Genomic DNA, 22,258 nt, shown 5'->3' on the forward strand with positions numbered 1-22,258 from the left:
CCCGTGACCCTTGCGCGTCATGCCGCCATGGCGGCTGCCACCCTGATCCTGCTCGCCGCCACCGCGACCCCGGCCTCAGCCGCCGGCTACATAGGCGGCGGCTACCACATCGTCAACGCCGAGACCGGCAGGTGCCTGGACATCAAGCTCCGGGAACGGCCCTGCCGCGGCCAGGACGCCGAGATCCGCCTGCAAGCCGCGGCGGGCGGTCAGGTGCGCCTGGTCAACGGCGCCAACCGCGGCTCCACCAAGATCACCCTGACCTACGCGGGCGACGGCAAGTACCAGATCGCCGACCGGCTCTGGACGTTCCGCCCGGTGGGCGGGCCGCGCCACTGGTCCGACCAGGCCGACGGCTTCGCCGCGGGCACCACCGGGGGCCAGGGCGGCCAGGTCGTCACCGTGACCACCCAGGAGGAGCTGAACACCTACGTCACGGCCGCCGAGCCGTACGTCATCAAGGTCGCCGGGGCGATCGAGATCAGCCCGAAGGGCACCGAGCTCAAAGTGGCCTCCAACAAGACCATCGTCGGGGTCGGTACGGCAGGAGAGATCGTCGGCGGCGGCTTTTTCCTCGGCGCCACGACGAGCAACGTGATCATCCGGAACCTGACGATCCGCGACACCCTCATGCCCGAGGACGACCCGGACGACAAGGACTTCGACTACGACGCCATCCAGATCGATTCCGCGACGAAGGTCTGGATCGACCACAACCGGCTCGCCCGGATGAACGACGGCCTGCTCGACAGCCGCAAGGACGCCACCGACATCACGGTGTCGTGGAACCAGTTCCTGGAGAACAACAAGACCCTCGGCATCGGCTGGACGGCCAACCTCATCACGCGGATGACTCTGCACCACAACTGGTTCGCCCGCACGAATCAGCGCAATCCCAGCGGCGGCAACTTGCTCAACATGCACATGTACAGCAACTACCTGCATGACATCAGGTCGTACGGCAACTGGGCGCGTGGCGAGACCAAGGCCGTGATCGAGCACAGCCTCTTCCACGACGTGGCCGACCCCTACTTCGTCGACCCCGCCGGCGAGCTGGTCCAGCGGGGCAACGTCGTCACCGGCACGAGCTCCTGGCGCGACGGCCTCATCAAGGAGCAGGGGACCGCCTTCGACCCGACGGCCTTCTACTCCTACACCCTCGACCCCGCCACCGCCCTTCCCGAGGTGCTGGCCGCCTTCTCCGGCCCGCAGGACTCGATCGGCAGGTAAGGCGACGACGTCACCGCCGCCCAACTGATCGTCTGCTCCGGCTTCACCCAGTCCTGGGCCCTGATCTGCCAGGTGCCGCGCGAGCGCGGGATCGCCGCCGTGGCGGTCGAGGACCCCTCGGCGCCCAGGTTCCGTGATGCGGCCCTCGGCATCGCACGGCACCGGCCTGCGAGTGGACGTGCTCGCCACCACGTCGGCAGGAGCGGTTCTGGTGACACCCGCCCACCAGTACCCGCTGGGCATGCCGATGTCTCCTGCCCGCCGTACCGAGCTCGTCCGCTGGGCCCGCAAGCGCGGCGCGTACGTCGTGGAGGACGACTACGACGGAGAGTTCCGCTCCGACCGCCAGCCGGTCGGAGCGCTGCAGCAGATGGACCCCGAGCACGTGGTGTACGCGGGGACGGCCGGCAAGTCCCTGGCGCCTGGGCTGGCCGGCCTGCCCACGCCCGCTCATGGATGATCTGGTCGCCGCCAAGACCGCCATGGACCGGGGAGAAGGCGTGATGGACCAGCTCACCCTCGCCGAGCATCACCAGCGGTGGCTTCGACGCGCATGTGCGCCGCATGCGTACGACGTACCGGCGCCGCCGCATCGAGCTCGCCCAGATGCTGGCCGCCTGTTCCCTCGTTCCACGCCTGGCCGGTGTCGCCGCCGGACTCCATGCCCTCGTCCTCCTGCCGGAAGAGATGGACGCGGAGCAGACGCTTCGGCGCGCCGCCCGGGCGGGGTTGGCGCTTCGTACGCTCACCGAGTTCCGGCACCTCGCCACGGGGCCCCAGGCATTGGTCGTGGGGTATGGGGCCCCCGCCGACCATGCCTTCCGCCCGGCTCTGACGGCCCTGGCCAGGCTGCTTGACGGGCCGGAGTGATCTTCTGACAGTCCCGCTTCTCCGAGCAACTGCAGCGTCTGGAATGAGCTGGTGTTCCGTCAAGAGGATCCTCAGCCGCAACACTCGAGGGTGTGAACGGAGCGACATCAAAGCTTCAGCGGCTCAAGGCGCGTTCTGATCATGGATCTCGCCATGAACGGTGTCCGGCGCCATGGCCTGGATACGGGCCTCCTCGACCTGCCGCATGATGCGGTGGGCCCCGCACGCCTCGGCGGTGGCGTACGCCTCTGCCGCCAGCGCCACCGCGTCGTCCCGTCGTCCTTGCGCGGTGGCGATGTAGATCAGCCCTACCTGGTTGGCGGCGACAGCGGCCGGCAGCCCGAGCTCCCGGCACAGCCGTACCGATGCCTCCAAATGCTCCCGGGCGGCGTCCAGCCGGCCCGCGGCATGGTCCGCGATCCCCAGGTGCCGGAGCACTTCCCACTGGGTGTGTCGGTCGCCTGCCGCAGTGGCCAAGTCGTACGACTGCTCAAGGAGAGGAATGGCACGGTCGGGGTCGCTCCGTACGACCTGGTGGAAACAGCCCTCCCAGAACACCGCATCCGCCTCGCCCGCCGCATCGCCCAGCGTCCGGTACAGGTGTGTCGCACGCTCGAACAGCGCCAGCTCACGCGGGTCCTCGCGCCGGTCATCGAGGAACCGCGCGTGCAAGATCCGTCCCCGGGCCAGAGCGAGATCGGCTTCGACCTTGTCCAGCTCCCGCTCCGCCGCGGCCGGCTCACCGACATCGCCGACGAAGACGGCGTGCTCGCAGGACGGCTTGGCCTTCTCGATGGGTCCCTCCATGCCTGCCCCGCTCATCTCGGTGATGCCCCTCGTCGCGGTCCATGAGACCGTACGCCGGCGATCTCAACAAGCTCTCAGACCCATCCAACCTTCGATGGCACGAACTCAAGGCCGTGACCGCGACGCCGGAGGTACGCATCTCGCGGGCCAGAGTCGGCACAGCTGTCCCCTCGAAGGTGTGCCGGACGGATCAGCGGTGTGCGCGCAGCGCGGCCAGCACCCATGCGAAGGCCGGGACCGCCGGCGGGGACGGCTTCTGGCCCTTGAGGATGCTCAGGAGCTGCCAGTACCGCTCCACTCGGGGCTCGGCGACCAGGTCCAACCACGCGATCAGGGCGGCGGTCTCGTCGGCGGGAAGGCCGTCAGGGATGATCCGCTCCAGGATCAGGCGCGCCCCGGCCGACTCCGGCGCGATTCCGCGCGACAGAGCGGCACCCGCGTGCTCCAGGACCAAGGGCCGGAGAGTCAGGCCGTACTCCAGGCGGTTGTCGTCCTCGCCGCTGAGAACCATCCCCCGGACCGTCTGCTGGAAGCTGCCGTCACCCACCAGTTCGGCCAGTTCCACCCAGGCGTCGATCTGTTCGGAGGCAGGGTCGTCGGGGAGGTCCGGCGGCAGGTCGCGCATCCAGCCCGCGACCAGCGCCGCGTCCTCGTCGACGACGCCGGCGAACGCGCGGTCGACGAAATCATCGATGATCTGCCGGCGTTCCCGTGCCGACAGCCGGGCTAGCGCGTTGATCAATGCGACCTCCTTGGTCGAGCTGTCACGGTTGGCGAGAACGCGCAGGACGGACCGGCGTACCTTCAGGGTGCGGATCTCGGCGTCGAGCGCCTTGACGTGCAGGTCCGCGACTTCGCTCAGCGTGGCCCGCTGCTCCAGCACCTGCTGGATGGCGTCGAGCCCGAGCCCGAGCTCGCGAAGCGTCCGGACCAGGTCCAGCCGCGCGACCGCCTCCGCGTCATAGAGCCGGTACCCGCCCCCTGACCTCTGGGCCGGGGGGACGACGCCGCAATCGGACCAGAAGCGGATCGTGCGCGCCTGCAGCCCCGTGCGCTGGGCCAGCTGCCCGATCGTGTAAAGACCCGGTACGTCGTTCATGGTTCGAATCTGCACCTTCCACCCGGTGGAATCTCAAGCGGTTTGCCGGAGATTCTCGCCGTGGAGCAGCCGTTGACGGGGCGTGAACGGCTGCGCCGGTCCCGGTCGAGCATGTTCACCGGGACCGGCCTGATCGTGGGGGAGTCAGGCTCGCACGCGGGCTCCGGTGGACGTGGAGGCTTCGTCGAGGTGCTGGAGGGCGAGTTGCGCGGCGCTGATTCCGACCTCGGCAAGCAGTCCCGGCGCGGCGGATTGGTCTGTGGCCACGGTGAGGTCGCGGCCGCGCACCGCGGCGCGCCGACCGGGCCAGGACTCGTCGAGAAGATGCTGCGCGCGGCGTTCGGCGTCGGCTTTTCGCTCGCCTGGGGCGCAGGCGGCGGAGATCTGGAGGAGTTCGTGTCCGGGCGGGGCCAAGGTGGGGTCGGCGAGGCTGTAGCGGGCGGCGTAGATCCGGTCGTCGACGTCCAGGACCCGGAACCAGTCCGGGCCGCCGTCGGCCCGCCGCGGGCGCCTCGGCGGGCAGTGTCGCATCGCCGCCCCGTTCGAGGCCGTGTGGGAGGTCATCGCGGACCTGGAACACGCCACCCCCGCTACGAACCCGGCGTCGCGCACGTGCGCGTCATCGAGCAGCGCGGCGAGTTCCTGCGCCTGCTGGTGCGGGACACCGCCGGTCGCGAGGGACGCCAGGCTCCGGCCGGGCTGGTGCCTGATGCGATCCGCCACGATCGTCATCGCCTTCGCCGCCCGCGGCCTGGGCGGCGAGACCCTGCTGGCGCATCTTGAGCACCGGCGCGAGCAACCCCGGAGCCCGGCCGAAGCGAGCCGGACCACCGCCGCGCCGCCCTCGCGAAAATCGACCAGGAGCTCCACACCATCGAAGGGCTCGCCACCCACCAGGGGCGCTAGCGTCACGCGCCGCCGAGCGTCCGCGACCGCCGATTCGACACCTCCGCCGGCCTTCTCCTTGAATCGCCTGCGTGGCGATGGCTGTACGGGGGGTGAGTCCGGCCCGATGAAGATGCGGCGCGACCCGCCGGCCGCTAAAGTTCGCGATCAACGACTGTGTTGCCGCGCCTGCGCCGTACCCCCGCCCCCTCATGCGCCCGGCAGCACGTCGGCAGTTGCCAGAGCGACGACCAGAGGACGTGGGTGGCCAGCCAGAGCAGAGGACGGCCGGGCTGGCTTCATGTCGGCGCGCTCGAAGATCGCGTCCGCAGGGCATGGGGTCCGGCCACGTTCCCTCCTGCCGAAACCCTGCTGGCGATCATGACGTTGTCCGCGGTCCCGCGCGCCTTGGGCACGCGGCTGGCCGCTCATCTGGACGGCGGGATCGTCGTGGGGCCCGGGGCCGTGCCGGACTTACCGGGCTTCGAGCATTTACGGGGCATCCCGCTGCCCGTTCAGCAGGGCGGGTGGGAGCGCAGCGCCGGCGTGTACGACCCGAGGCGGCGCATGATCGGGGTGGGCAGCGTGCCGTCGCCGTCGGCGAGCGTGGCGGGCCATGAGCTGGGGCACGCGGCCGACGACATGGACGGCATGCCGTCCAGGACCGCGTTCTGGACGGCCCTGCACGCCGCGAGCGCCGAACGCCTCGCCCCGCCCTACCGGGCGGCGGTCACCGAGCTGTACGCCGAAGCCTTCGCCTGCGTGCTGGTCCGGCGGGCCCGGCGGCTCATCCAGCTGTTCGGCGACGAACAGGCGGCCCAGCAGGCCTATGCCTGGTTCGCCGGGCGGTACGGGATCGGCTGAGCAGCACCCCTGCCGACGGCACACCGGGCCGCTATGCTGGGCAGAGAACCGTGGTAGATGGGACGGAGGGGATCAAGCACATGACCGCGATCATGCTGGCCGGCGGCGTCCTTCGCGTCCCGACCTCCACCGTGCTGCCCGACGGCACCCGCATCGACGGCACCAGGGACATCACGCCCGATTCCCCTGACTACCACGACTGGCTGCCGCACGCGATCGACGAGGAAGCCTCCTGGCACGGCGACCGTGATGACGAGGACATCCTGCGGCGCTGGCGGGCAGCGGCCAGCGCCTGATCAGCCACAGATGCCCTGCGGGACCGCAGGCGGGACCGTGACGGCCGTCGCAGGCGGTGCATCGGCCGCGCGGAGGGAAGCCGGCGAGGCCCGCTCACCGGAACGTCGCATGGGTGCCGCGCACGAGCGAGAGCAGCGCGATCAGCCGGGCTGCAGTCGCCGTGCAAGCGACACCTGATCGACTACCGGCGTCGCAACGGACAAGGCCGGCCCACCAGGCTCCGCCCATCAGCGTGAGGAAAGAAAGATGGCATCGATCGTCTTCGGGGCTTTCGCCGTCGTCGCACTGACCGTGGGCGTGGTGCTGTTCCTCGTGCTGAGGCGCAAGCCGCACACCCGGGCCGGGGCGTACGTCAGCGCGGCGTGCCTCTTCCTGGCCGCGGGGTTGCTCGCCATGGGCTCCCTCTCCTTCGCGAGCCTGGAAGCGTCCGCGCTGCGGACCTTCACGCCGGAGGAGCGCGCGGCCGCGGTGCCGTGCGACGCGGCGATCCTGGGGGCCGAGGAGACCTCCAACAAGCTCAACGGACGCTACATCTGGACGTTGCGGCTCCGCGTGACCCCTCAGGCCGGCGAGCCTTACGAGATCGAGCGCACGGCCCGGCTGACCTCGTCCATGGGGGAGCGCCTGGAGCGGGGGAACGTCGTGCTCGCCTGCCTGGTGACCCCCGCCGACCACACCCGGATCGAGATCTCGGCCCTGGCCTGAGCCCGAGCCGCCTCAAGTGCCAGAGCCGGCGGTCAGGCGCGTGCGCCGCCGTCCACCCTGAGGACAGTGCCGGTCACGAAGGAGGCGCGGTCGCTGAGCAGCCAGGCGGCGGCCTGGGCGATCTCGTCGGGATCGGCCGCGCGGCGCAGCGGGGTGCGGTCCTTGATCCGCTCGACGAGACCGGGGGAGTGCTCCTCCCACGTACGGATCATCTCGGTCAGCGTGCCGCCGGGGGCGATCGCGTTGACGCGGATTCCTTCGGGGCCGTACGTGATCGCGGCCGACTCCGTGAGGCTGTTGACGGCCCGCTTCATCGCCCCGTAGGCGGGCAGTTCGGGGTTGCCCATCAGGCTGCCGACGCTGGAGTTGTTGACGATGGCGCCGCTGCCCGCGGTGGCGCGGATGGCGGCGATCTCGGCGGCCATGGCCAGCCACGGGCCCTTGAGGTTCACGGCGTAGAGGCGGTCGAAGTCGGCCTCGGCCACCTGGTCGATCGGGCCGGGCGGCGTGATGGTCGCGCCGTTGTTGAAGGCGACGTCGAGCCGGCCGTACAGGTCCACGACGCGATCGACGGCGGCGCGCACACTGGCCGCGTCGGCCAGGTCGCACACCACGTAGCCGGCGGTGCCGCCCGCCGCCCGTACCTCCTCGGTCACCGCTTTGAGTTGTTCCTCCGTACGGGCCGCGAGCAGCACCCGGGCGCCCTCCCGGGCGAACAGCCGCGCCGCGGCGGCGCCGATGCCGCGTCCGGCGCCGGTGATGAAGGCGACCTTGCCTGCCAGTAGCCCCGTGGACGTCTCGTGGGCGGGAATGGTGTTGTGCATGACAGCGAGCCTGCGCCGGTGCGCCGGGCTTATCCAGGTACAACCGGTACATGCCTGAACTGCGCACATTGGTGCAAGGTGGGAGTATGGACAGACGAGAACTGGCGGCCTTCCTGCGCAGCAGGCGCGAGCGGATCATCCCCGCTGACGTGGGGCTGCCTGCCGGGCCGCGCCGCCGTACGCCCGGGTTGCGCCGCGAGGAGGCGGCGCAGCTGGCCTTCATCTCGACCGAGTACTACACCCGGCTGGAGCAGGCCCGCGGCCCACGCCCGTCGCAGGAGGTGCTGGCCGGGCTGGCCCGGGCCCTCCGCCTGTCCGACGCCGAGCGCGACCACCTCCACCGCCTCGCCGGCGCGCCGCCCGCACGCGTGCCGGGGCCCTCGCGCGAGGTGCGCCAGAGCATCCTCGACCTGCTGCGGCGGCTGCCGCAGGCCGCCGCGATCGTGACGTCCGCGATGCACGAGATCATCGCCTGGAACGACCTGGCCGCCGCGCTCATGGAGGACTTCTCCGCCCTGTCGCGCCGCGACCGCAACCTGGTGCGCCGCGTCTTCCTCGGGCCGCACCCCCAGGGACGGCGGCTGTACGGGGTGTCGGACGCGGACGAGTTCGCCCGCCGCTCGGCCAGCCACCTGCGCGCCACCGCCGCCCGCTACCCTGACGACCCCGAGGTGGCCGAGCTGGTGCGCGAGCTCCATGAGGGAAGCGAGGAGTTCGCCCGGCTGTGGGACTCCCACGACGTGGCCGGCGCACCCGCCATGACGAAGACGTTCCAGCATCCGCTGGTGGGCCCGGTCACCGTCAACTGCGACGTTCTCGACATCACCGACCGGGACCAGCGGGTCGTGATCTACACCGCCGTCCCCGGCTCACCCTCCGAACAGGCGCTGCGCCTGCTGGCGGTCGTCGGCACGCAACGCATGGACGTTCCGACCTGAGATCGTCGCCGGTCAGCGTGGCGACGGCCGGTAAGCTGTTGCGGCTCCACGGCCGCTTGCGCTATTGATCATGAATGTCGTTGGTAAGGGCGATCCGGGCGGCTGGAGCCCGGGCTGGAACTGATCAGCCAGGCCCGCGGCGACAACGGTCAGCTCTGGCTCGGTGCCGCGCGGATCGAGCGGGCGTGGGCGATTCGCGGCGCCTCCTACGCCAGATATGTGGGTGAGGAGCGCCTCGCGCTCGGGTGATCCGGTGACGGCCATGGTGCCGCCGGCGCACTTCGAGATCGTGTGGAGCGAGATCAACGACACCGAGCAACCCGCTCAAGACCTCCTGGAGGCCTACTTCGGCGACTCCGCCGTGGCCGACTCGCTGATCGAGGCGGCCGACAAGTGGCGTGACGGCAACCGGCCGCATCCGCGTGCCCTGGACGCCACGCACCTGTTCGGTGCCGCGTTCGTGCGCCGGGAGCTGGGGCTTGCCTAGGCGGAGGGCTGGCACGTCGGGTCCGGCGGGGACTTCGGGAATGCGGCGGGCCGCGGCGGTGTCGCCGCCGCGGCCCGCGGACGATCTCAGAGCTTCAGGCCCACCAGCAGGGGGTCGTGGTCGGAGGAGCGGAACGGGTCGGGCGCGTACAGGGAGGGCGGGTTGAACTCCGTGTTGTAGTCCATGAACCGGCCCTCGTCGGAGTTGATGTGCCAGATGGTGGCGCCGGTCACCAGCTTGCTCGCCTTCCTGTCGGCCAGCACGTGGTCGAGCTCGCCGGACAGGCCGTCGAAGACGTAGCTGTAGCGGTCGTCCTTCTTGACGTACGTCTTGCTCAGGCTGGTCAGCCCGCCGTCCTCGAACGCGTGGATCGGGTCCTCCTCGCCGTAGGCGTTGATGTCGCCGAGGACGAGCACGTTCTGCAGCTTGAGGCTGTCGCTCAGGGCCAGCACGGCCTTGGCCTGCTTGACGCGCTTGGCGTTGTAGCAGGACTGACCGTCGCCCTGGTCGGCGTCGTCACCGGCGGCCGGGCCGTCGGCGTCGGTGCAGCCCTTGGACTTGAAGTGGTTCACCACCACGGTGAAGGGCTTCCCGCTGCCGCCGGCCTTGGTGAAGGTCTGCACCAGCGGCGGCCGGTTGAAGATCGGGTCGGACGACGACCGCGCCGGACCGGCCGGGGTGACCTTGGCCGGCTGGTAGATCAGCGCGGTCTGGATGAGGTCGGTGCCCGGGTTGGGGTGCGTGATCGCCTTGTACGTGCCGGCGCCGGCCTTGGCGTTGAGCGCGTCGACCAGGGTGTTGAGCGCCACGTCGTTGTTGCGCTCGACCTCCATCAGCCCGGCCACGGCCGGGTTGAGCGTCGTGATGTTGGCGACCAGCTTGGCGAGCTGGCGGTCACGCTCCGCGGCGGTGGTGGCGCCGCGGGACTTGAGCGTGGTGAACCAGTTGAGCGTGTTGAGGCTGGCCACCTGGACGTCGCCGCCGACCTTGGCGGGCTTCGCGGGGCGGGGGTTCTCAGCGTTGAAGACCACCGGCTCGGTCGGCTGGACGCGGTAGGCGTCGAAGCCGTACGTGAGGACGCCGGTCAGGTCCTTGACCTCGTCGCCGATGCGGACGGTGTTCGATCCCGTGGTGTGGTACGGCAGGGTGGGCGGGTTCTGCACGCTCGAGCCGTCGTCGAGGAGGATGGCGCGCCGCGCGTCCTTCTCGGTGTCCACACCCTTGCGGTCCGTCGGCTGCCACAGCCGGCCGCGGCCCGCGAGGGTGATCTCGCCGAACCGGGCGAGGTTGTAGATCTCGGAGGCGGTGAGGTCGCCCTTGAACGTGACGAGCATGCCCTCGTAGCGCTCGAAGGTGACGCCCTTCTTGAGCGGCAGCTTCACCTTGGCCGGCTTGACGACGCCGGTGCCGCACACGGTCACCGCGCTGGCGGGCGAGATCTCGGTGAGGCCGTTGAACTCGATCGCCTTGCCGGAGACGAGCACCCGGTCACCGGCCTTGACCGGCGAGGAGGAGAACACGAACAGCCCCTCGGAGGTCGCCGGGTCGGCGTCCGGCTGGAGGGCCTGGACGTAGAAGCCGCCGAGCTGGCCGGAGCCCTGGAAGGTGCCGGTGACGACGCCCTCGACCCGGACGTTCTGACCGGCGACCGGGCTGGACTCGCCGTTCCCCTGCACCTCGGAGACCCGGTGAGTGGGCGCGGCGTCGCAGCTCTCGGTGGGCGTGACGGTCGGCGTGGGGGTCGGGGTGGGGGTCGGCGTGACGGTCGGGGTGGCCGTCGGGGTCGGCGACGGGTCACCGCCGCCGCAGGGGGCCGCGGCGGTGGCGGTGTTGCGCGGCGCGGGGGCCGCGGTCTCGAAGTCGGCGCCGTTGTCGTCGGTGTCGGTGCAGCCGCCGCCCTTGCGGAACGCGCCCGTGGTGTTGGTGAGCGCGGGGGCGGGGGTGCCCTCGGAGAAGTTCGCGCTGCCGTACCCGACCAGGTCGGCGATCAGCGCGAGCTGGGCGTCGGCGCAGGGGGTGGAGGAGCCGTTGCAGGCCAGCCCGTCGCCCGAGCGGACCAGCGCCACCTTGCCCGCGGTGCCGCTCATGTTGATGGAGCCGGTGCTGTCGGGCTCGGGCAGCGCGCCGCTGGGGGTGGTGCCGGCGGCGAGCTGTACGAGGTGGTACTGGCCGGGGGCGATGCTGCCGGAGAGACCGGCCTTGTTGGAGGCGAAATTCCCGGTGCCGGCGGCGCTGGTGTACTGCACGGACCAGCCGTCCAGGGACACCGGGGCGCCGCTGCGGTTGAACAGCTCGACGTAGTCGTTGGTGAAGGGGGCTCCGGAGTTGCCGCCTCCCCCGTAGACCTGGCTGATGACCACGGTTCCGGGAGCCGCGGCTGAAGAGGGTGCGGACAGGGCTGCGATCGAACCGGCGACGATGCCGGCCGCGACGAGGATCGCTGTGGCCCGGGACTTAACACGCATGCGGGGGAGCGTAAACCGACAAACGCCAAAAACTCTGTATTTAGCGTGGATAGGTCGTGAAATTTCAGACGTTGATCCGGCGTAGGCGGTCGGCGGTCACGGGCCCGAGGGCTGTCAGTCCGACGCGCCGGAGGCGTTCGGGATCGAGTACGGCGATCTGCCGGGGCGGGATCCGGACGGGCCGAGCCTGGGACTGGCTGGGCCAGGTTCGAGGGGGAAGACCTCACTTGTCGGCTCCAGACTGGAGATGCGGCGGCTCGACGCGACCGCGGGCCGCGTACCTGCCCCGGGACAGCCCGGCTGGACGCTCCCTGCGCCGGCCCCAGGGGGCCTGCCACCGTCACCTGAAGTGAGGAACGAGATGAACGACATTATTGGGCAGCGCAACATCGCCAACGCCCGGCTGCTGCTGGAGGACGCGATGCCGAACGGCCGGTTCGACGTCATCCGTTCCCTCGTCACCCCAGACGCTCCCATCCGCCGAGCCGGTTTCGCCGACCTGTACACGGCCACCGGGGACGCGATCCCGACCGTGATGCTGCAGTTCCACATGACCGCGCCGCACTCCGGCACTTTCGCCGGCGCGCCCGGCACGGGCGAACGCGTGGAGTGGGACGAGATCGGCGTGCCGCACTTCGACGACGAGGGCAAGATCACCGACCTGTGGTTCATGTGCCAGGAGCTGAGCCTGGCCGGGCGGCTCGGCTACACGACGCGGCCGAGCTGAGACCTCCACAACGAGATAACAGCCGACAAGACGAGCACGACAGGAGACACCGAGAACATGAGCACGATCGGTCTGATAGGCAGCGGTCTGATCGGCGGCACCGTCGCACGGCTCGCCGTCGCCGCCGGCCACGACGTCGTCCTGAGCAACCGCCGAGGCCCAGAGACCCTCACCGGCCTGGTCGCCGAGCTCGGCCCGCGAGCCCGCGCCGCCACCCCGGCCCAGGCCGCGCAGGCGGGGGACATCGTCGTGGTGACGATCCCGCTGCACGCCTACCGCACGGTGCCGGTCGAACCGCTACGCGGCAAGATCGTCATCGACACGAACAACTACTATCCCGAGCGGGACGGCCGGATCCCCGAGCTGGACGCCGAGACCACGACGACCAGCGAGCTGCTCCAGGCCCACCTGCCCGCCTCGCGCATCGTCAAGGCGATGAACAACATCTATTACGTCCACCTCGGCAGGCTCGCCCGTCCGAGCGGCGACCCCGAGCGTTCGGTGCTCGCCATCGCGGGCGACGACGAGCAGGCCAAGCAGACCGTCACCGCTTTCCTCGACTCGATCGGGTACGACACGCTCGACGCCGGCCCGCTCGCCGAAGGCTGGCGCTTCCAGCGCGACACGGCGGCCTACAGCCGGCCGTACTTCGGCGAGAGCCACAGCCTGGCCGCGACTGAAGAGGACGCCGGACCCGGACCGGGCCGGGCGGTCACCGCGGACGTGATGCGTGCCGCGCTGGCGGCGGCGAAGCGGTATCGGGAGATGTGAGCCCATGATGACCCGGCCCCGGCGGCATGGATCATCACGCTGAGCCGGGGAAGTAGTTCCTGCGCTCCCGCCGTTCGCGGCTGCGGCCCGAGGAGATCGGGCCGCCCCCGGGCGGCGGCGTACGCCGTGAGGAGGTCCGGCAAGGGCCCGCCCCCCGCCGCGGCACGTCCACCAGCTGCTCGACGTGCTCGGCGAAGCCTCTGACCGGCCCGTGGTCGCAAGCTGGGCCCGAAGGTACGCGGTTCATCCTGATGATCTGCTGGGCATAGGGTGGGCGGCATGGGGTTGCAGCTCGTTCAGGTGAACTTCAAGGCTCGGGATGACTCGGCGCTCGGCCGGTTCTGGGCCGACGCCCTCGGTTGGGGTGTCTCCAGCGAGGGACCCGGTGTGACCAACGTCGAACCCGTGGACTTCGTCTGGCCGGACCCTACGGCCGTCTGCGTCGACGTCGTCACCGTCCCGGACCCCGAAACGGTGAAGTACCGCGTGCACCTCGATCTGGCCACCACCTCCGCGGCCCATCAGACGGAGCTGGTCGCGCGCCTGAAGGAGCTCGGCGCGACGCCCGCCGACGTGGGCCAGGGCGACGTCCCCTGGACGGTTCTGGCCGACCCGGAGGGCAACGTGTTCTGCGTGCTGGAGCCTCGGGAGATCTACCGGGACACCGGGCCGATCGCCGCGGTCGTGGTCGACTGCGCGGACCCGCGGGCCATGGCCCGGTTCTGGGGCGAGGCGGTGGACTGGACCGTCCACGAGGTGACCGACGATCATGCGCGGCTGCGCTCCGCCAAGGGTGTCGGGCCGTACCTCGAGTTCCTCCGTACCACGCCCGGCGCGAAGACCGTGTGGAACCGCGTCCATCTCGACCTGGCGCCGGACCGCCGTGACGAGCAAGCGGCGGAGGTGGCCCGGCTGCAGACCCTCGGCGCGACGCGCGCCGACGTCGGCCAGGGCGACGTCCCGTGGATCGTCCTCGCCGACCCGGAGGGCAACGAGTTCTGCGTCCTCGGCCCGGGCTGACGCGGTGCCTGCCCTGCCTGCATGCGCCGCCCCACGCCGCCGCTGACGTCCGGTGCCCGCCCACCTGCCGTACGGCCGCTACGCAGGCGCTGAGAAGCCGCTACCCCCGGCGGAGTCCTGGAGCAGCAGTACCCGCCGGACGCGCTGGCGGGGAAGGACTGCTCACTTCGTAGCGGGAGGCGATCGCCGTGGCGCGGTCGCGCAGGGAGTCGCGCAGCCACTGCGGGGCCAGGGCCTCCGCGCTCATGGCGAGCTGCCACAGCGCCCATTCGGCGTGTCTCGAATCCTGGAAGGACACCTTCAGCCGCAGCCAGCCGTCTGAGTCGGCTTCTTCGGCGAGGACGGCCAGCGCGGTGCCCACCAGGTCCTCCCGCCGCGCCGGGTGCACCCGTACCAGCACGATGACCTGGTCCCCGCCGGTCCGAAACCGCGTGCTGCGTTCCTGCCAGACCCGGTCCAGATCGACCCGGTCCGGTCGCTGCGCGGGTTCGGCGAGCTCCTCGGCGGCCAAGACCCGCGACAGCCGGTAGGTGCGGTCCTCGCCAGACCTCGTGGCCAGCAAGTAGCCCTGCTCGCGTACGGTGACCAGGCCGATCGGGTCCACCGTGCGCCACTTCGGGGTCTGGCCCACGGCCGCGTAGCGGATGCGCAGCTTGTGCCCGGCCAGCACCGCGCGCCGGACCTCGGCCACCACGGCGTCAGGCACCTCCTCATCGACCAGCCGGCGTGAGAGGAGGTCGATCTCCGGGTCGATGAGCAGTCGCTCGGCCGCGCCGGCCGCGGTGTCCCGATAGCTCTCGGGCAGTGCGTCGACCACCTTGAGCATCGCCGAAGCGAGCGCCGAACCGAGGCCGAAGGCCTGCGCGCCGCGCCGCGACCCGGCGATCAGCAGGGCAAGGGCCTCGTCGTGATTCAGGCCGGTGAGCTCGGTCCGGAAACCGGGCAACAACGCGAAACCGCCGTGCCGGCCGCGTTCGGCGTAGACCGGGACGCCGGCCGCGGACAGCGCCTCGATGTCGCGCAGCACGGTGCGGGTGGACACCTCCAGCTCGCGGGCCAGCGCGGCCGCGGACAGCCGGCCGTGCTGCCGCAGCAGCAGCACCAGCGAGACCAACCGGTCGGCGCGCATACGAGAACTTTATCGAAATACACGACACAGGATGTCGTGATTTGCCGAGAGGCTTATCCACGCGACGAACAAAGATGACGGCTACCGAGCCGATGCACGTACCTGATGTCGACGAATCGAATGGAGCTGATGTGGCAATGGAGCGAACGGCGGTCAACCCGTGGGCGTGGTCGGTGGAGATGGGCTACAACCAGGGCGAGATCGTCTCCGGGCACACCCGGACCCTGTACTGCTCCGGGCAGACCGCGATGAGCGGCGAGGGCAAGCCCCAGCATGCCGATGACATGGCGGCGCAGCTGGCGCTGAGCCTCGACAACCTGGAGGCCGTGCTCGGCGAGGCCGGCATGTCCCTCGCGAACCTCGTCAGGCTCAACGTCTACACCACCGACGTCGATCGGCTCTTCGAGCACTACGGCGTGCTGGCGTCGCGGTTGGGCGCCGCCGGGGTGGCGCCGTCCACCACGATGCTCGGGGTGACCCGGCTGGCGATCCCCGACCTGATGGTCGAGCTCGAGGGAACCGCCGTCGCGTGATGCGACCTCGCCGCCTCCGGCAGGGCTGCCGGAGGCGGCGAGCGTAGGAGGCAGGTGGGTGGTTTCCGGTGCTCAAAATGGTGACAATCGGCGTCTACGGCTTCGACGGCGAGTCCTTCCTGCAAAGGCTGCGGCACGCGGACGTCCGCCTGCTGCTCGACGTACGCCGGCGCCGCGGTGTGCGCGGACCCGAGTACGCCTGGGCGAACTCACTCCGGCTGCAGGCGGCCCTCGCCCATGCCGGGATCGCGTACGAGCACCACCGTGAGCTCGCCCCGACCACCGAGTTACGCCGGCTCCAGTACGCCGAGGATGACCGCCAAGGGGTCGGCAAGCGCTCGCGCCGCGAACTCGCCGCCGAGTACACCCGCCGCTACACCATCGAGATCCTCGCCCGCGCCGACCTCGCGCCGATCGTGTCGGCGCTGGCGGGCGGCGGGACCGCAGCGCTGCTCTGTGTCGAGCGCGACCCTGAGGCCTGCCACCGCTCGTTGATCGCCCAGCGGCTGACCGAGGAGCACCGCGTCACGGTCGAGCACCTCCGGCCGTTGTGACGGATGGATTCCTCAGACGTGTCCGCTACGGAGCAGGGCTTCGTTCACGTCCGGAGAACATCCGCCCCCACCATGACCGTGCTGCCATCAGGTCTCTGACCAGCACTATTCGGGGCGGGTCCCTTGCGGGGGCGCGGCCCACCCGGCTGAAGTGCAATGGGCCCGCTGTAGACGAGCGCGGGGTTTCCGCCGGTGTGCTGGGCGGCCCTTGACTCGGGTCCGGCCCCGGGCCGCATGGATGGACCGGGGCCGTTCGTCGTCACCGGGCTTGGCCTGCCTCTCCTTCGGAGGCCGCGGGTCACAGGCTTCGGGCGGTGATGTCGCCGTTGGAGGTGGTGGCGTGGATGTCGAGTTCGGCGGTGCCGTCGTTCTTGAGGGAGTTGGTGATGCGGCCGTAGGTGGTTCCGGCGTCCAGGGCGGCCGAGACGCCGGCGGCGGCGGCGATCGAGATGTCGCCGGACTCGGTACGGAGCACGACCTTGCCGCCGCTGGCCTCGGCGATGCGGATGTCGCCGCGTGCGGTGCTGATCTCGGCGGAGCCGCCCAGCCGGCCGACCTCGACGTCGCCGTCGGTCGCGGTGAGGCGCAGGCCCGCGGTCTCCTCAAGCGTGATCTGGCGGTACGCGCCCTCGAAGGCGACGTCGCCGAGGCGGCCGGCGGTCCGGAGCTCGGCACAGGCGCTCTTCGCCTCGACGCGGGAGCCGGCGGGCAGCTTGACCGTCACGTCGATGGATCCGGACGGGCCGAGGTACTGGTTCTTGGCCGCGGACGTCTCGATGCGCAGGACGCCGTCGGCGTAGGCGACCGTGGTCTGCTCGGCCGCCTTCACGTCGCGGCTCTTGGAGGCGTTCGTGGGCCGGACCTCGACCGTGGTGTCGGTCTGGTCGGCGGCGATGAACTGCAGGCGTCCCGAGGGGATGTCCAGGACGGCGGAGATCGCGGCGGGGGTGTCGAACTTCTGCATGATGTGCTCCTGTGCGGTGTTTCTTTCGATGTCCAGAGCATCGCCGACCGCGCTGATGCCGGACCGTCGCCGTCCTGACGCCGCCGCTGACACAAAGGGCCCTTTGCGTTCAGGGAGCGCCTCGGCGGTGGACGCCGAGTGACGCGATCGTGGCCCGAGTCCGGCGAGGCGCGATCTAGAGTGCGGCCGATGAGCCCTGCTCTCGCCAACCGTTGACGGTCAGGTTGGGGTCGTCGGCCGCGTGCAGCAGCCGACGGCCCCAGCCGTAGGTCATCGGTAGCCAGTTGAAGTCGTGATCCGGTCCGACGATGTCGGCCAGCTCGATCAGCTTCATCAGCTCCACCACCGCGGCGATCAGCTCGTCCCCACGGTGAATGGTCTCCTGCACCATGACCAGCTGTGTCAGGCATGCGCGACGCTGCTCTTTGGAGACCGCCCAGCCGTCCACAGCGCCGAAGTCCTCCGCGAGCCACCAGCGGTCACGGGGTGACATCGCGGTGATGGTGGCGAACGGCGCGATGCGCAATGACGCCAGGTATCGAGTGATGTCCGGTTCGCGAGCCAGCCTCGGCAGGACCGCCTTCAGGTACAGGTCACCCCGGTCGGTGGGCGTGCGCAGCACGGCGGACATGCTCCAGTGCTTGATCTGGCGGCTCGGACCGAGCCGCACGCGACCGGCGGCCTTGATCTCCCCGTCGATGTAGGACTCGGCTCGCTCGAACCAGCCGGGCCGAAACCAGTCGGAGGCGGGCGGCCGGGATCGTGCCGCCCGTCGGTCGAGTACCGGACTCTGCCCGGTCACCGCATCATGACCGTGCCACGCGAACCCATCGGCGGAGACCGGCCGTGCCCGGTCCGCCGCCAGCAGCACCACCGTCGTGAAGTCCAACGGCTCCAGGACCACCGTGGTCAGCCCGAGTTCGTGACGAACGCGATCGGTCAGCTCGCTGTCCATCGGCGGCCACCTGCCGTCGAACCGCATCCGCGGCAGCGCCGGATCGCCGCCGGCCATGTCGCACAGCACGGCACCGCCCTGGTCGACGATCACCAGCACGGCTTCCACGGATTCGGACGACATGGTCAACCCTCCAAGGCTCGACGGAGCTCACGGGAGAACGCGTTGGCGTCATTCATGACTCGCGCATTCGACGAATACTGCCATCGGCTGGTGTGGGTCTGCGTGCTCTGCTGAGGTCTCATGCCGCGGGTCGGTACACCACAAGACACCCTGTATCGAGCGCAACAGCGCAGGTCAGACCCTGTTCTTGGCCAGGAGCTGCGGGCGGGGGACCGTGACACCGGCGGGCATCGTCGGCGGGCCGCCCCTGACCTCCACAGCGGCGCCGACCAGCTGAGTCCGCTGCGCGAAGTCCCCGGCGAGTACGTCGGCGTTCGCCGCCTCGCCGAGCGCCCAAGTCACGTGGCGTATGTTACGCGGCGGATGTCACGCCGAGCGGCGGATGCCATGCCGAGCGGCGCGGAGCCATGTCCTGGTGGTGGGTTGACCGGTCGGGTCGGGGGCGATTGGGTCGCGCGGCGGGTCCGGGACCTTGGTGGCAGATCGTGGTGTGGCCTGTCGCTGTTCGATTATTGAGCGGACCGGACTGCCGTGAGGAGGTCCGCTGTCGTCAGGATGGCGTGTGCGTAGGTCGGCCCGTTCAGCTCGTGAGCCGCGTGCAGCATCTCGGCGGTGAAGGCCGCGGTCGCGTCCCGTACCAGGGTCACGTGGTACCCGAGCTCCATGGCGTACCTGCCGGTCGACTCGATGCAGGTGTTGGCGAGCACGCCGATGATGATGACCTGGGTGATGCCGTGCTGCCGGAGCAGCAGGTCGAGATCGGTGTTGGCGAAGCCGCTCTGTGCCCAGTGTTCTTTGACGACGACGTCGCCGTCCCGGGGGGCGAGATCGGGATGCCACTCGCCGCCCCAGCTGCCCTTCGCGAAGGAATGGCGCTCCTGGATCCCGCGCTGGGTGGGATTGGGGTGGCTCCAGTCGTCGTAGTCCCCGGGCTGCCACTGCCGATGCGGAACGACGAACACCTGGATCCCGGCCTCTCGCGCGGCGGCGACCACTGCGCGTAGATTGTCCAGAAGCCCCACGCGCTGGGCGATCTCCTTCAACCGGGGCCAGATCTTCCCGCCCTCGGACAGGAAGTCGTTGTAGGGATCGACCAGGAGGAGCCCGGTCCGGCTGGCTTCGTAGGACGTGCCGATCATCGCGCGGCAGGTTTCGTGTCAGGGGTGTTCACCGCGGTCAACGGGGCTGTGTCGTGCATCGGTGCAGGCCTGTTCACATCCGTGGTGTACCCGGGTCCCGGACCGCGCTGGACGTTGCGGTCGGAGTCTTGACAAGCTTTTTGTCCCTCTGGCGATCCGTTCGCGAGAGCGAGCTCCGGCGGCAGGGGCCGGACAAGGCCGGCCCGCCCGCCGTTTCGTGACACTCTCAGTATGCCGCGAGCGTGAGCGCGTTGGCGGCCTCGTTGAGCGGCTTCATGATCGGCCGCATCGCCAGGTCCTTCCACGGTAGGCGGTTGACCAGCCGCATCATCGTGGTCTGCATCTTGATCTGCCGCGGGCTGCCCGCGACCATCTGCGCGGCGTTGCTCGCGCCGAGCGCCACGTTCACATCCACGTACTCGCGCATCGCTTCCCGATATCCGGCATAAGCCGCACGGTGGTCGCCCGCCGCCGCGCTCATCTCGCCGGCGAGCACGTACGCGCCCACCAGCGCGAGGCTGGTGCCCTGCCCGGACAGCGGGGACGGGCTGTAGGCGGCGTCGCCGACCAGGGCGATCCGGCCGGTGGACCAGTGGTCCATGCGGACCTGGCTGACCGGCGTGAAGTAGAAGTCCGGCGAGTGCGGCATGGCGCGCAGCAGCGCGTCACTCTCCCATCCGACGCCGGCGAACGCCTCGGTCAGTACGCGCTGCTGGGCGGCCCTGTCGAAGCGGTCGGGCAGGACGGCGGGGCTCGGGAAGACGAACTGCGCCTTCGCGGTGTCGGGCCTGGTGGCGTAGACGTTCACCACCTTGCCGGGCGTCGGGTAGAGCAGCTCCCAGTGGTCGAGCCCGAGGTGGTTGGGGACGGTGAAGACGGCCGCGTGCATCCCGAGGGGGTGGACGTAGCGCTCCGGCGGGCCGAAGGCCAGGCGGCGTACGGTCGAGTGCAGGCCGTCGGCGCCGATGACGAGGTCGAAGCGGCGCGGCGGGGCGTGGCGGAAGGTGACGTCGACGCCGTCGGGGCCTTCGTGCAGAGCGGTGATCGTGTCGCCGAACAGGTATTCGCAGCTGTCACGGGTCGCGCCGTGGAGGAGCTGGGCGAGGTCGCCCCGCATCACCTCGTCGTCGCCGGGAGCGCGCATGCCGATGAGGTCGGGGCCCAGGTTGGCCAGCGGCTTGCCGCTCTCGGCGACCCACGACCCGCCGCGGATGGCGGTGCTTGCCCGCCGTACGGCCTCCAGCATGCCCATCCGCTCGACGACCTGCATGGCCACGCCGCGCAGGTCGACCTTGTAGCCGCCGTCGCGCAGCGCGGGGGCCAGCTCGACCACGGTGGGGGTGAATCCGTAGCGGCGCAGCCAGAAGGCCAGGGCGGGGCCGGCCACGCTGGCGCCGGAGATCAGAACGGTGCGGTTGGCGAGTTGCCGTGAGTTCGTCATGCCAAAAACCGTAACAGCATTGCCAGATGCTTGGCAATAAATTTCCTAATCTCCTTGCCAGAACTGCCCGTGCGCCTCTCCGTCTCTGTCAGAAGCCTTGGCAAGCATTTGCCAGCGCAGGTGGGGGCGGCTAGCATGAGCTGCGGCAGAGGGCCGTTCGGCCCGCGCTCCGACCTGGCAAGGAGACGACAGATGCTGACGCAGCCCGCCTTCGGCCGACGGCTCAAGCAGCTGAGGACCGAACGCGGCCTGACCCAGGCCGAGCTCGCGGGCGAGGGCATGTCCACCGGATACCTCTCCCGCCTGGAGTCCGGGGCCCGGCCCCCCACCGAGGAGGCCGTGGCCCACCTGGCCCGCCAGCTCGGCGTCGCCCCCGAGGACCTGGCCGAACCTCCGGACTGGTCGCTGGCGCGCAGCCTGGCCACCACCGTCGGACTCGACGTGGAGGAGACGGGCGAGCTGCTGGCCCGAGCCCTGCGTACGGCGGGCAGCGAGGACCCTTTGCTGCGTTGGCAAGCGCTGTGGCAAGTCGCCGAATGGCGACGCCGCAACAGGGAGCACGCCGAGGAACGCGTCTGCCTGGACGCGTTGGTGGCGCTCGCCGAAGAGCTCGGCCTGCCCGAGTTGCGCGCCCGAGCCCGGGCGCGGCTGGCGCGCGCCCAACGCGAGGCGGGCCAGGTGCCGGCCGCGGTCGAGACCGCGATCGGCGCCTACCGCCTGGCAGCCGAGGAGGGCCTGACACCACACATCGTGGCCGACACCCTCCTCGCGCTGGTGTCCTCGCTGGCCGAGGCGGGCCGGATGGCCGAGGCCCGGCAGCACGCCGACGAACTCCTCGACGTGGCCGCGGGCCTGCCCGCCGGCAGGCTCCTGGCGGAGGCGGCGTGGACCGTGGCCGGCGTACGGCTGCGCCAGGGCGAGCCCCAGGTGGCGCTGAAGCTGGTCAACGACGCCCTGGAGCAGCTCCAAGGTCGCCTCGACCCGGCCATGTGGGTGCGGCTGCGCATCGTCGCGGCCCGCCTCCACCTCAACCTCACCCCGCCCGAGACCGAGCCCGCGCGGCGCCGGATCGAGGAGGTCGAGGCGTGCCTGCCGTTCGCCGGCACTCCCACGGTCGAGCAGGAACTGCTCGCGCTGCGCGCCCGCCTGGCCTTCCACACCGGGCACACCGACGAAGCCCGCGCCCTGCTCGACCGGCTCGCCGACGCGCACGACCACCTGGGCTACCAGGAGCAGGTCCGCTTGGACGTGCTGCGCAACCAGCTCCTGCTGCTGGACGGCAAGCAGGACGAAGGCATGCGGGGCCTGCGGACGCTGGCCGAGCAGGCGCAGGAGCGCGCCAACTTCGACCTGGCCGCGGAGATCTGGCGCCACGCCGCCGAGTCGCTGGCTCGGACTGGCGGCGAGACCCGGTCATAGGGGCCATGGACC

At 70.6% G+C, this 22,258-nt stretch carries 26 protein-coding genes; 14 read left to right on the forward strand and 12 right to left on the reverse strand.

The genetic code is table 11. The features are described 5' to 3' along the window. The first annotated feature begins 27 nt into the window (after nucleotides 1-27). From H4W80_RS02995 to H4W80_RS03005, 3 genes are all read left to right on the forward strand, one after another. A complete protein-coding gene (locus H4W80_RS02995; RefSeq protein ID WP_192783644.1) occupies nucleotides 28-1,230 on the forward strand; it encodes a pectate lyase family protein in 1,203 nt (400 codons plus the stop codon). A gap of 136 nt (nucleotides 1,231-1,366) precedes the next feature. Further along, on the forward strand, nucleotides 1,367-1,690 hold the full coding sequence (locus H4W80_RS03000) for a hypothetical protein (RefSeq protein ID WP_192783645.1): 324 nt from the start codon (nucleotides 1,367-1,369) through the stop codon (nucleotides 1,688-1,690). A 104-nt stretch (nucleotides 1,691-1,794) separates the two neighbouring features. Continuing rightward, complete coding sequence (locus tag H4W80_RS03005) at nucleotides 1,795-2,100, forward strand: aminotransferase-like domain-containing protein (protein ID WP_192783646.1); 306 nt, start codon at nucleotides 1,795-1,797, stop codon at nucleotides 2,098-2,100. 123 nt (nucleotides 2,101-2,223) lie between these two features. On the opposite strand, the gene H4W80_RS03010 is transcribed toward H4W80_RS03005, so the two are convergent. From H4W80_RS03010 to H4W80_RS03020, 3 genes are all read right to left on the reverse strand, one after another. Further along, entirely contained in the window at nucleotides 2,224-2,907 is a 684-nt protein-coding gene (locus tag H4W80_RS03010; RefSeq protein WP_225963209.1) for a tetratricopeptide repeat protein, read from the reverse strand. Between the two features lie 190 nt (nucleotides 2,908-3,097). Then, nucleotides 3,098-4,006: a helix-turn-helix domain-containing protein gene (locus H4W80_RS03015; protein ID WP_192783648.1), complete on the reverse strand. Its 909-nt coding sequence runs from the start codon at nucleotides 4,004-4,006 to the stop codon at nucleotides 3,098-3,100. 144 nt (nucleotides 4,007-4,150) lie between these two features. Beyond that, a complete protein-coding gene (locus H4W80_RS03020; RefSeq protein ID WP_192783649.1) occupies nucleotides 4,151-4,738 on the reverse strand; it encodes a hypothetical protein in 588 nt (195 codons plus the stop codon). Nucleotides 4,739-5,272: 534 nt separating this feature from the next. Between H4W80_RS03020 and H4W80_RS03025 the strand changes: the two genes are divergently transcribed. The 3 genes from H4W80_RS03025 to H4W80_RS03035 all read left to right on the forward strand — a co-directional run bounded on the left by H4W80_RS03025 (nucleotide 5,273) and on the right by H4W80_RS03035 (nucleotide 6,757). Then, nucleotides 5,273-5,755 (forward strand): hypothetical protein, encoded by a 483-nt coding sequence (locus H4W80_RS03025; RefSeq protein ID WP_192783650.1) that lies wholly within the window; start codon nucleotides 5,273-5,275, stop codon nucleotides 5,753-5,755. Nucleotides 5,756-5,835: 80 nt separating this feature from the next. Continuing rightward, a complete protein-coding gene (locus H4W80_RS03030; protein WP_192783651.1) occupies nucleotides 5,836-6,051 on the forward strand; it encodes a hypothetical protein in 216 nt (71 codons plus the stop codon). A gap of 247 nt (nucleotides 6,052-6,298) precedes the next feature. Continuing rightward, nucleotides 6,299-6,757, forward strand: a complete 459-nt coding sequence (locus H4W80_RS03035) for a hypothetical protein (protein ID WP_192783652.1) — start codon at nucleotides 6,299-6,301, stop codon at nucleotides 6,755-6,757. Nucleotides 6,758-6,789: 32 nt separating this feature from the next. Here the strand turns inward: H4W80_RS03035 and H4W80_RS03040 are convergent, their stop codons facing one another. Beyond that, complete coding sequence (locus H4W80_RS03040) at nucleotides 6,790-7,581, reverse strand: SDR family NAD(P)-dependent oxidoreductase (RefSeq protein WP_192783653.1); 792 nt, start codon at nucleotides 7,579-7,581, stop codon at nucleotides 6,790-6,792. Nucleotides 7,582-7,667: 86 nt separating this feature from the next. On the opposite strand from H4W80_RS03040, the gene H4W80_RS03045 reads away from it, so the two are divergent. Then, the gene (locus H4W80_RS03045) at nucleotides 7,668-8,519 is read left to right on the forward strand and encodes a helix-turn-helix transcriptional regulator (RefSeq protein WP_192783654.1); all 852 of its coding nucleotides are present in this window, start codon (nucleotides 7,668-7,670) and stop codon (nucleotides 8,517-8,519) included. 253 nt (nucleotides 8,520-8,772) lie between these two features. Continuing rightward, on the forward strand, nucleotides 8,773-9,006 hold the full coding sequence (locus tag H4W80_RS03050) for a hypothetical protein (protein ID WP_192783655.1): 234 nt from the start codon (nucleotides 8,773-8,775) through the stop codon (nucleotides 9,004-9,006). Between the two features lie 86 nt (nucleotides 9,007-9,092). On the opposite strand, the gene H4W80_RS03055 is transcribed toward H4W80_RS03050, so the two are convergent. Continuing rightward, nucleotides 9,093-11,471, reverse strand: coding sequence for an ExeM/NucH family extracellular endonuclease (locus H4W80_RS03055; protein ID WP_192783656.1), 2,379 nt, complete (start codon nucleotides 11,469-11,471; stop codon nucleotides 9,093-9,095). Nucleotides 11,472-11,832: 361 nt separating this feature from the next. On the opposite strand from H4W80_RS03055, the gene H4W80_RS03060 reads away from it, so the two are divergent. Together H4W80_RS03060 and H4W80_RS03065 are read left to right on the forward strand one after the other, a co-directional pair. Then, a complete protein-coding gene (locus H4W80_RS03060; RefSeq protein ID WP_192783657.1) occupies nucleotides 11,833-12,198 on the forward strand; it encodes an ester cyclase in 366 nt (121 codons plus the stop codon). A gap of 57 nt (nucleotides 12,199-12,255) precedes the next feature. Further along, nucleotides 12,256-12,969, forward strand: a complete 714-nt coding sequence (locus H4W80_RS03065) for an NAD(P)-binding domain-containing protein (protein WP_192783658.1) — start codon at nucleotides 12,256-12,258, stop codon at nucleotides 12,967-12,969. 34 nt (nucleotides 12,970-13,003) lie between these two features. Here the strand turns inward: H4W80_RS03065 and H4W80_RS03070 are convergent, their stop codons facing one another. Continuing rightward, nucleotides 13,004-13,216 carry a hypothetical protein gene (locus H4W80_RS03070; RefSeq protein WP_192783659.1) on the reverse strand — a complete coding sequence of 71 codons (213 nt, stop codon included), beginning with the start codon at nucleotides 13,214-13,216 and terminating at the stop codon, nucleotides 13,004-13,006. Between the two features lie 32 nt (nucleotides 13,217-13,248). On the opposite strand from H4W80_RS03070, the gene H4W80_RS03075 reads away from it, so the two are divergent. Next, the gene (locus H4W80_RS03075; protein ID WP_192783660.1) at nucleotides 13,249-13,989 is read left to right on the forward strand and encodes a VOC family protein; all 741 of its coding nucleotides are present in this window, start codon (nucleotides 13,249-13,251) and stop codon (nucleotides 13,987-13,989) included. Nucleotides 13,990-14,089: 100 nt separating this feature from the next. Here the strand turns inward: H4W80_RS03075 and H4W80_RS03080 are convergent, their stop codons facing one another. Continuing rightward, nucleotides 14,090-15,118 carry a helix-turn-helix transcriptional regulator gene (locus tag H4W80_RS03080; RefSeq protein WP_192783661.1) on the reverse strand — a complete coding sequence of 343 codons (1,029 nt, stop codon included), beginning with the start codon at nucleotides 15,116-15,118 and terminating at the stop codon, nucleotides 14,090-14,092. A 137-nt stretch (nucleotides 15,119-15,255) separates the two neighbouring features. Here H4W80_RS03080 and H4W80_RS03085 point away from each other — a divergent pair, with 137 nt between their 5' ends. Beyond that, on the forward strand, nucleotides 15,256-15,651 hold the full coding sequence (locus tag H4W80_RS03085) for a RidA family protein (RefSeq protein ID WP_185078401.1): 396 nt from the start codon (nucleotides 15,256-15,258) through the stop codon (nucleotides 15,649-15,651). A gap of 77 nt (nucleotides 15,652-15,728) precedes the next feature. After that, a complete protein-coding gene (locus tag H4W80_RS03090; protein WP_225963210.1) occupies nucleotides 15,729-16,205 on the forward strand; it encodes a DUF488 domain-containing protein in 477 nt (158 codons plus the stop codon). A 298-nt stretch (nucleotides 16,206-16,503) separates the two neighbouring features. Here the strand turns inward: H4W80_RS03090 and H4W80_RS03095 are convergent, their stop codons facing one another. The 5 genes from H4W80_RS03095 to H4W80_RS03115 all read right to left on the reverse strand — a co-directional run bounded on the left by H4W80_RS03095 (nucleotide 16,504) and on the right by H4W80_RS03115 (nucleotide 20,827). Then, nucleotides 16,504-17,169: a DUF4097 family beta strand repeat-containing protein gene (locus tag H4W80_RS03095; protein WP_192783663.1), complete on the reverse strand. Its 666-nt coding sequence runs from the start codon at nucleotides 17,167-17,169 to the stop codon at nucleotides 16,504-16,506. A gap of 175 nt (nucleotides 17,170-17,344) precedes the next feature. Continuing rightward, nucleotides 17,345-18,232, reverse strand: coding sequence for a hypothetical protein (locus H4W80_RS03100; RefSeq protein ID WP_192783664.1), 888 nt, complete (start codon nucleotides 18,230-18,232; stop codon nucleotides 17,345-17,347). A 189-nt stretch (nucleotides 18,233-18,421) separates the two neighbouring features. Next, on the reverse strand, nucleotides 18,422-18,589 hold the full coding sequence (locus H4W80_RS03105) for a hypothetical protein (RefSeq protein ID WP_192783665.1): 168 nt from the start codon (nucleotides 18,587-18,589) through the stop codon (nucleotides 18,422-18,424). Nucleotides 18,590-18,756: 167 nt separating this feature from the next. Beyond that, on the reverse strand, nucleotides 18,757-19,386 hold the full coding sequence (locus H4W80_RS03110; protein ID WP_192783666.1) for a cysteine hydrolase family protein: 630 nt from the start codon (nucleotides 19,384-19,386) through the stop codon (nucleotides 18,757-18,759). 226 nt (nucleotides 19,387-19,612) lie between these two features. After that, nucleotides 19,613-20,827 carry an FAD-dependent monooxygenase gene (locus tag H4W80_RS03115; RefSeq protein WP_192783667.1) on the reverse strand — a complete coding sequence of 405 codons (1,215 nt, stop codon included), beginning with the start codon at nucleotides 20,825-20,827 and terminating at the stop codon, nucleotides 19,613-19,615. 192 nt (nucleotides 20,828-21,019) lie between these two features. On the opposite strand from H4W80_RS03115, the gene H4W80_RS03120 reads away from it, so the two are divergent. Next, nucleotides 21,020-22,246 (forward strand): helix-turn-helix domain-containing protein, encoded by a 1,227-nt coding sequence (locus tag H4W80_RS03120; RefSeq protein ID WP_192783668.1) that lies wholly within the window; start codon nucleotides 21,020-21,022, stop codon nucleotides 22,244-22,246. The last annotated feature ends 12 nt before the right edge of the window (nucleotides 22,247-22,258 follow it).

It is taken from the genome of Nonomuraea angiospora (assembly GCF_014873145.1).
GTDB lineage: Bacteria > Actinomycetota > Actinomycetes > Streptosporangiales > Streptosporangiaceae > Nonomuraea > Nonomuraea angiospora.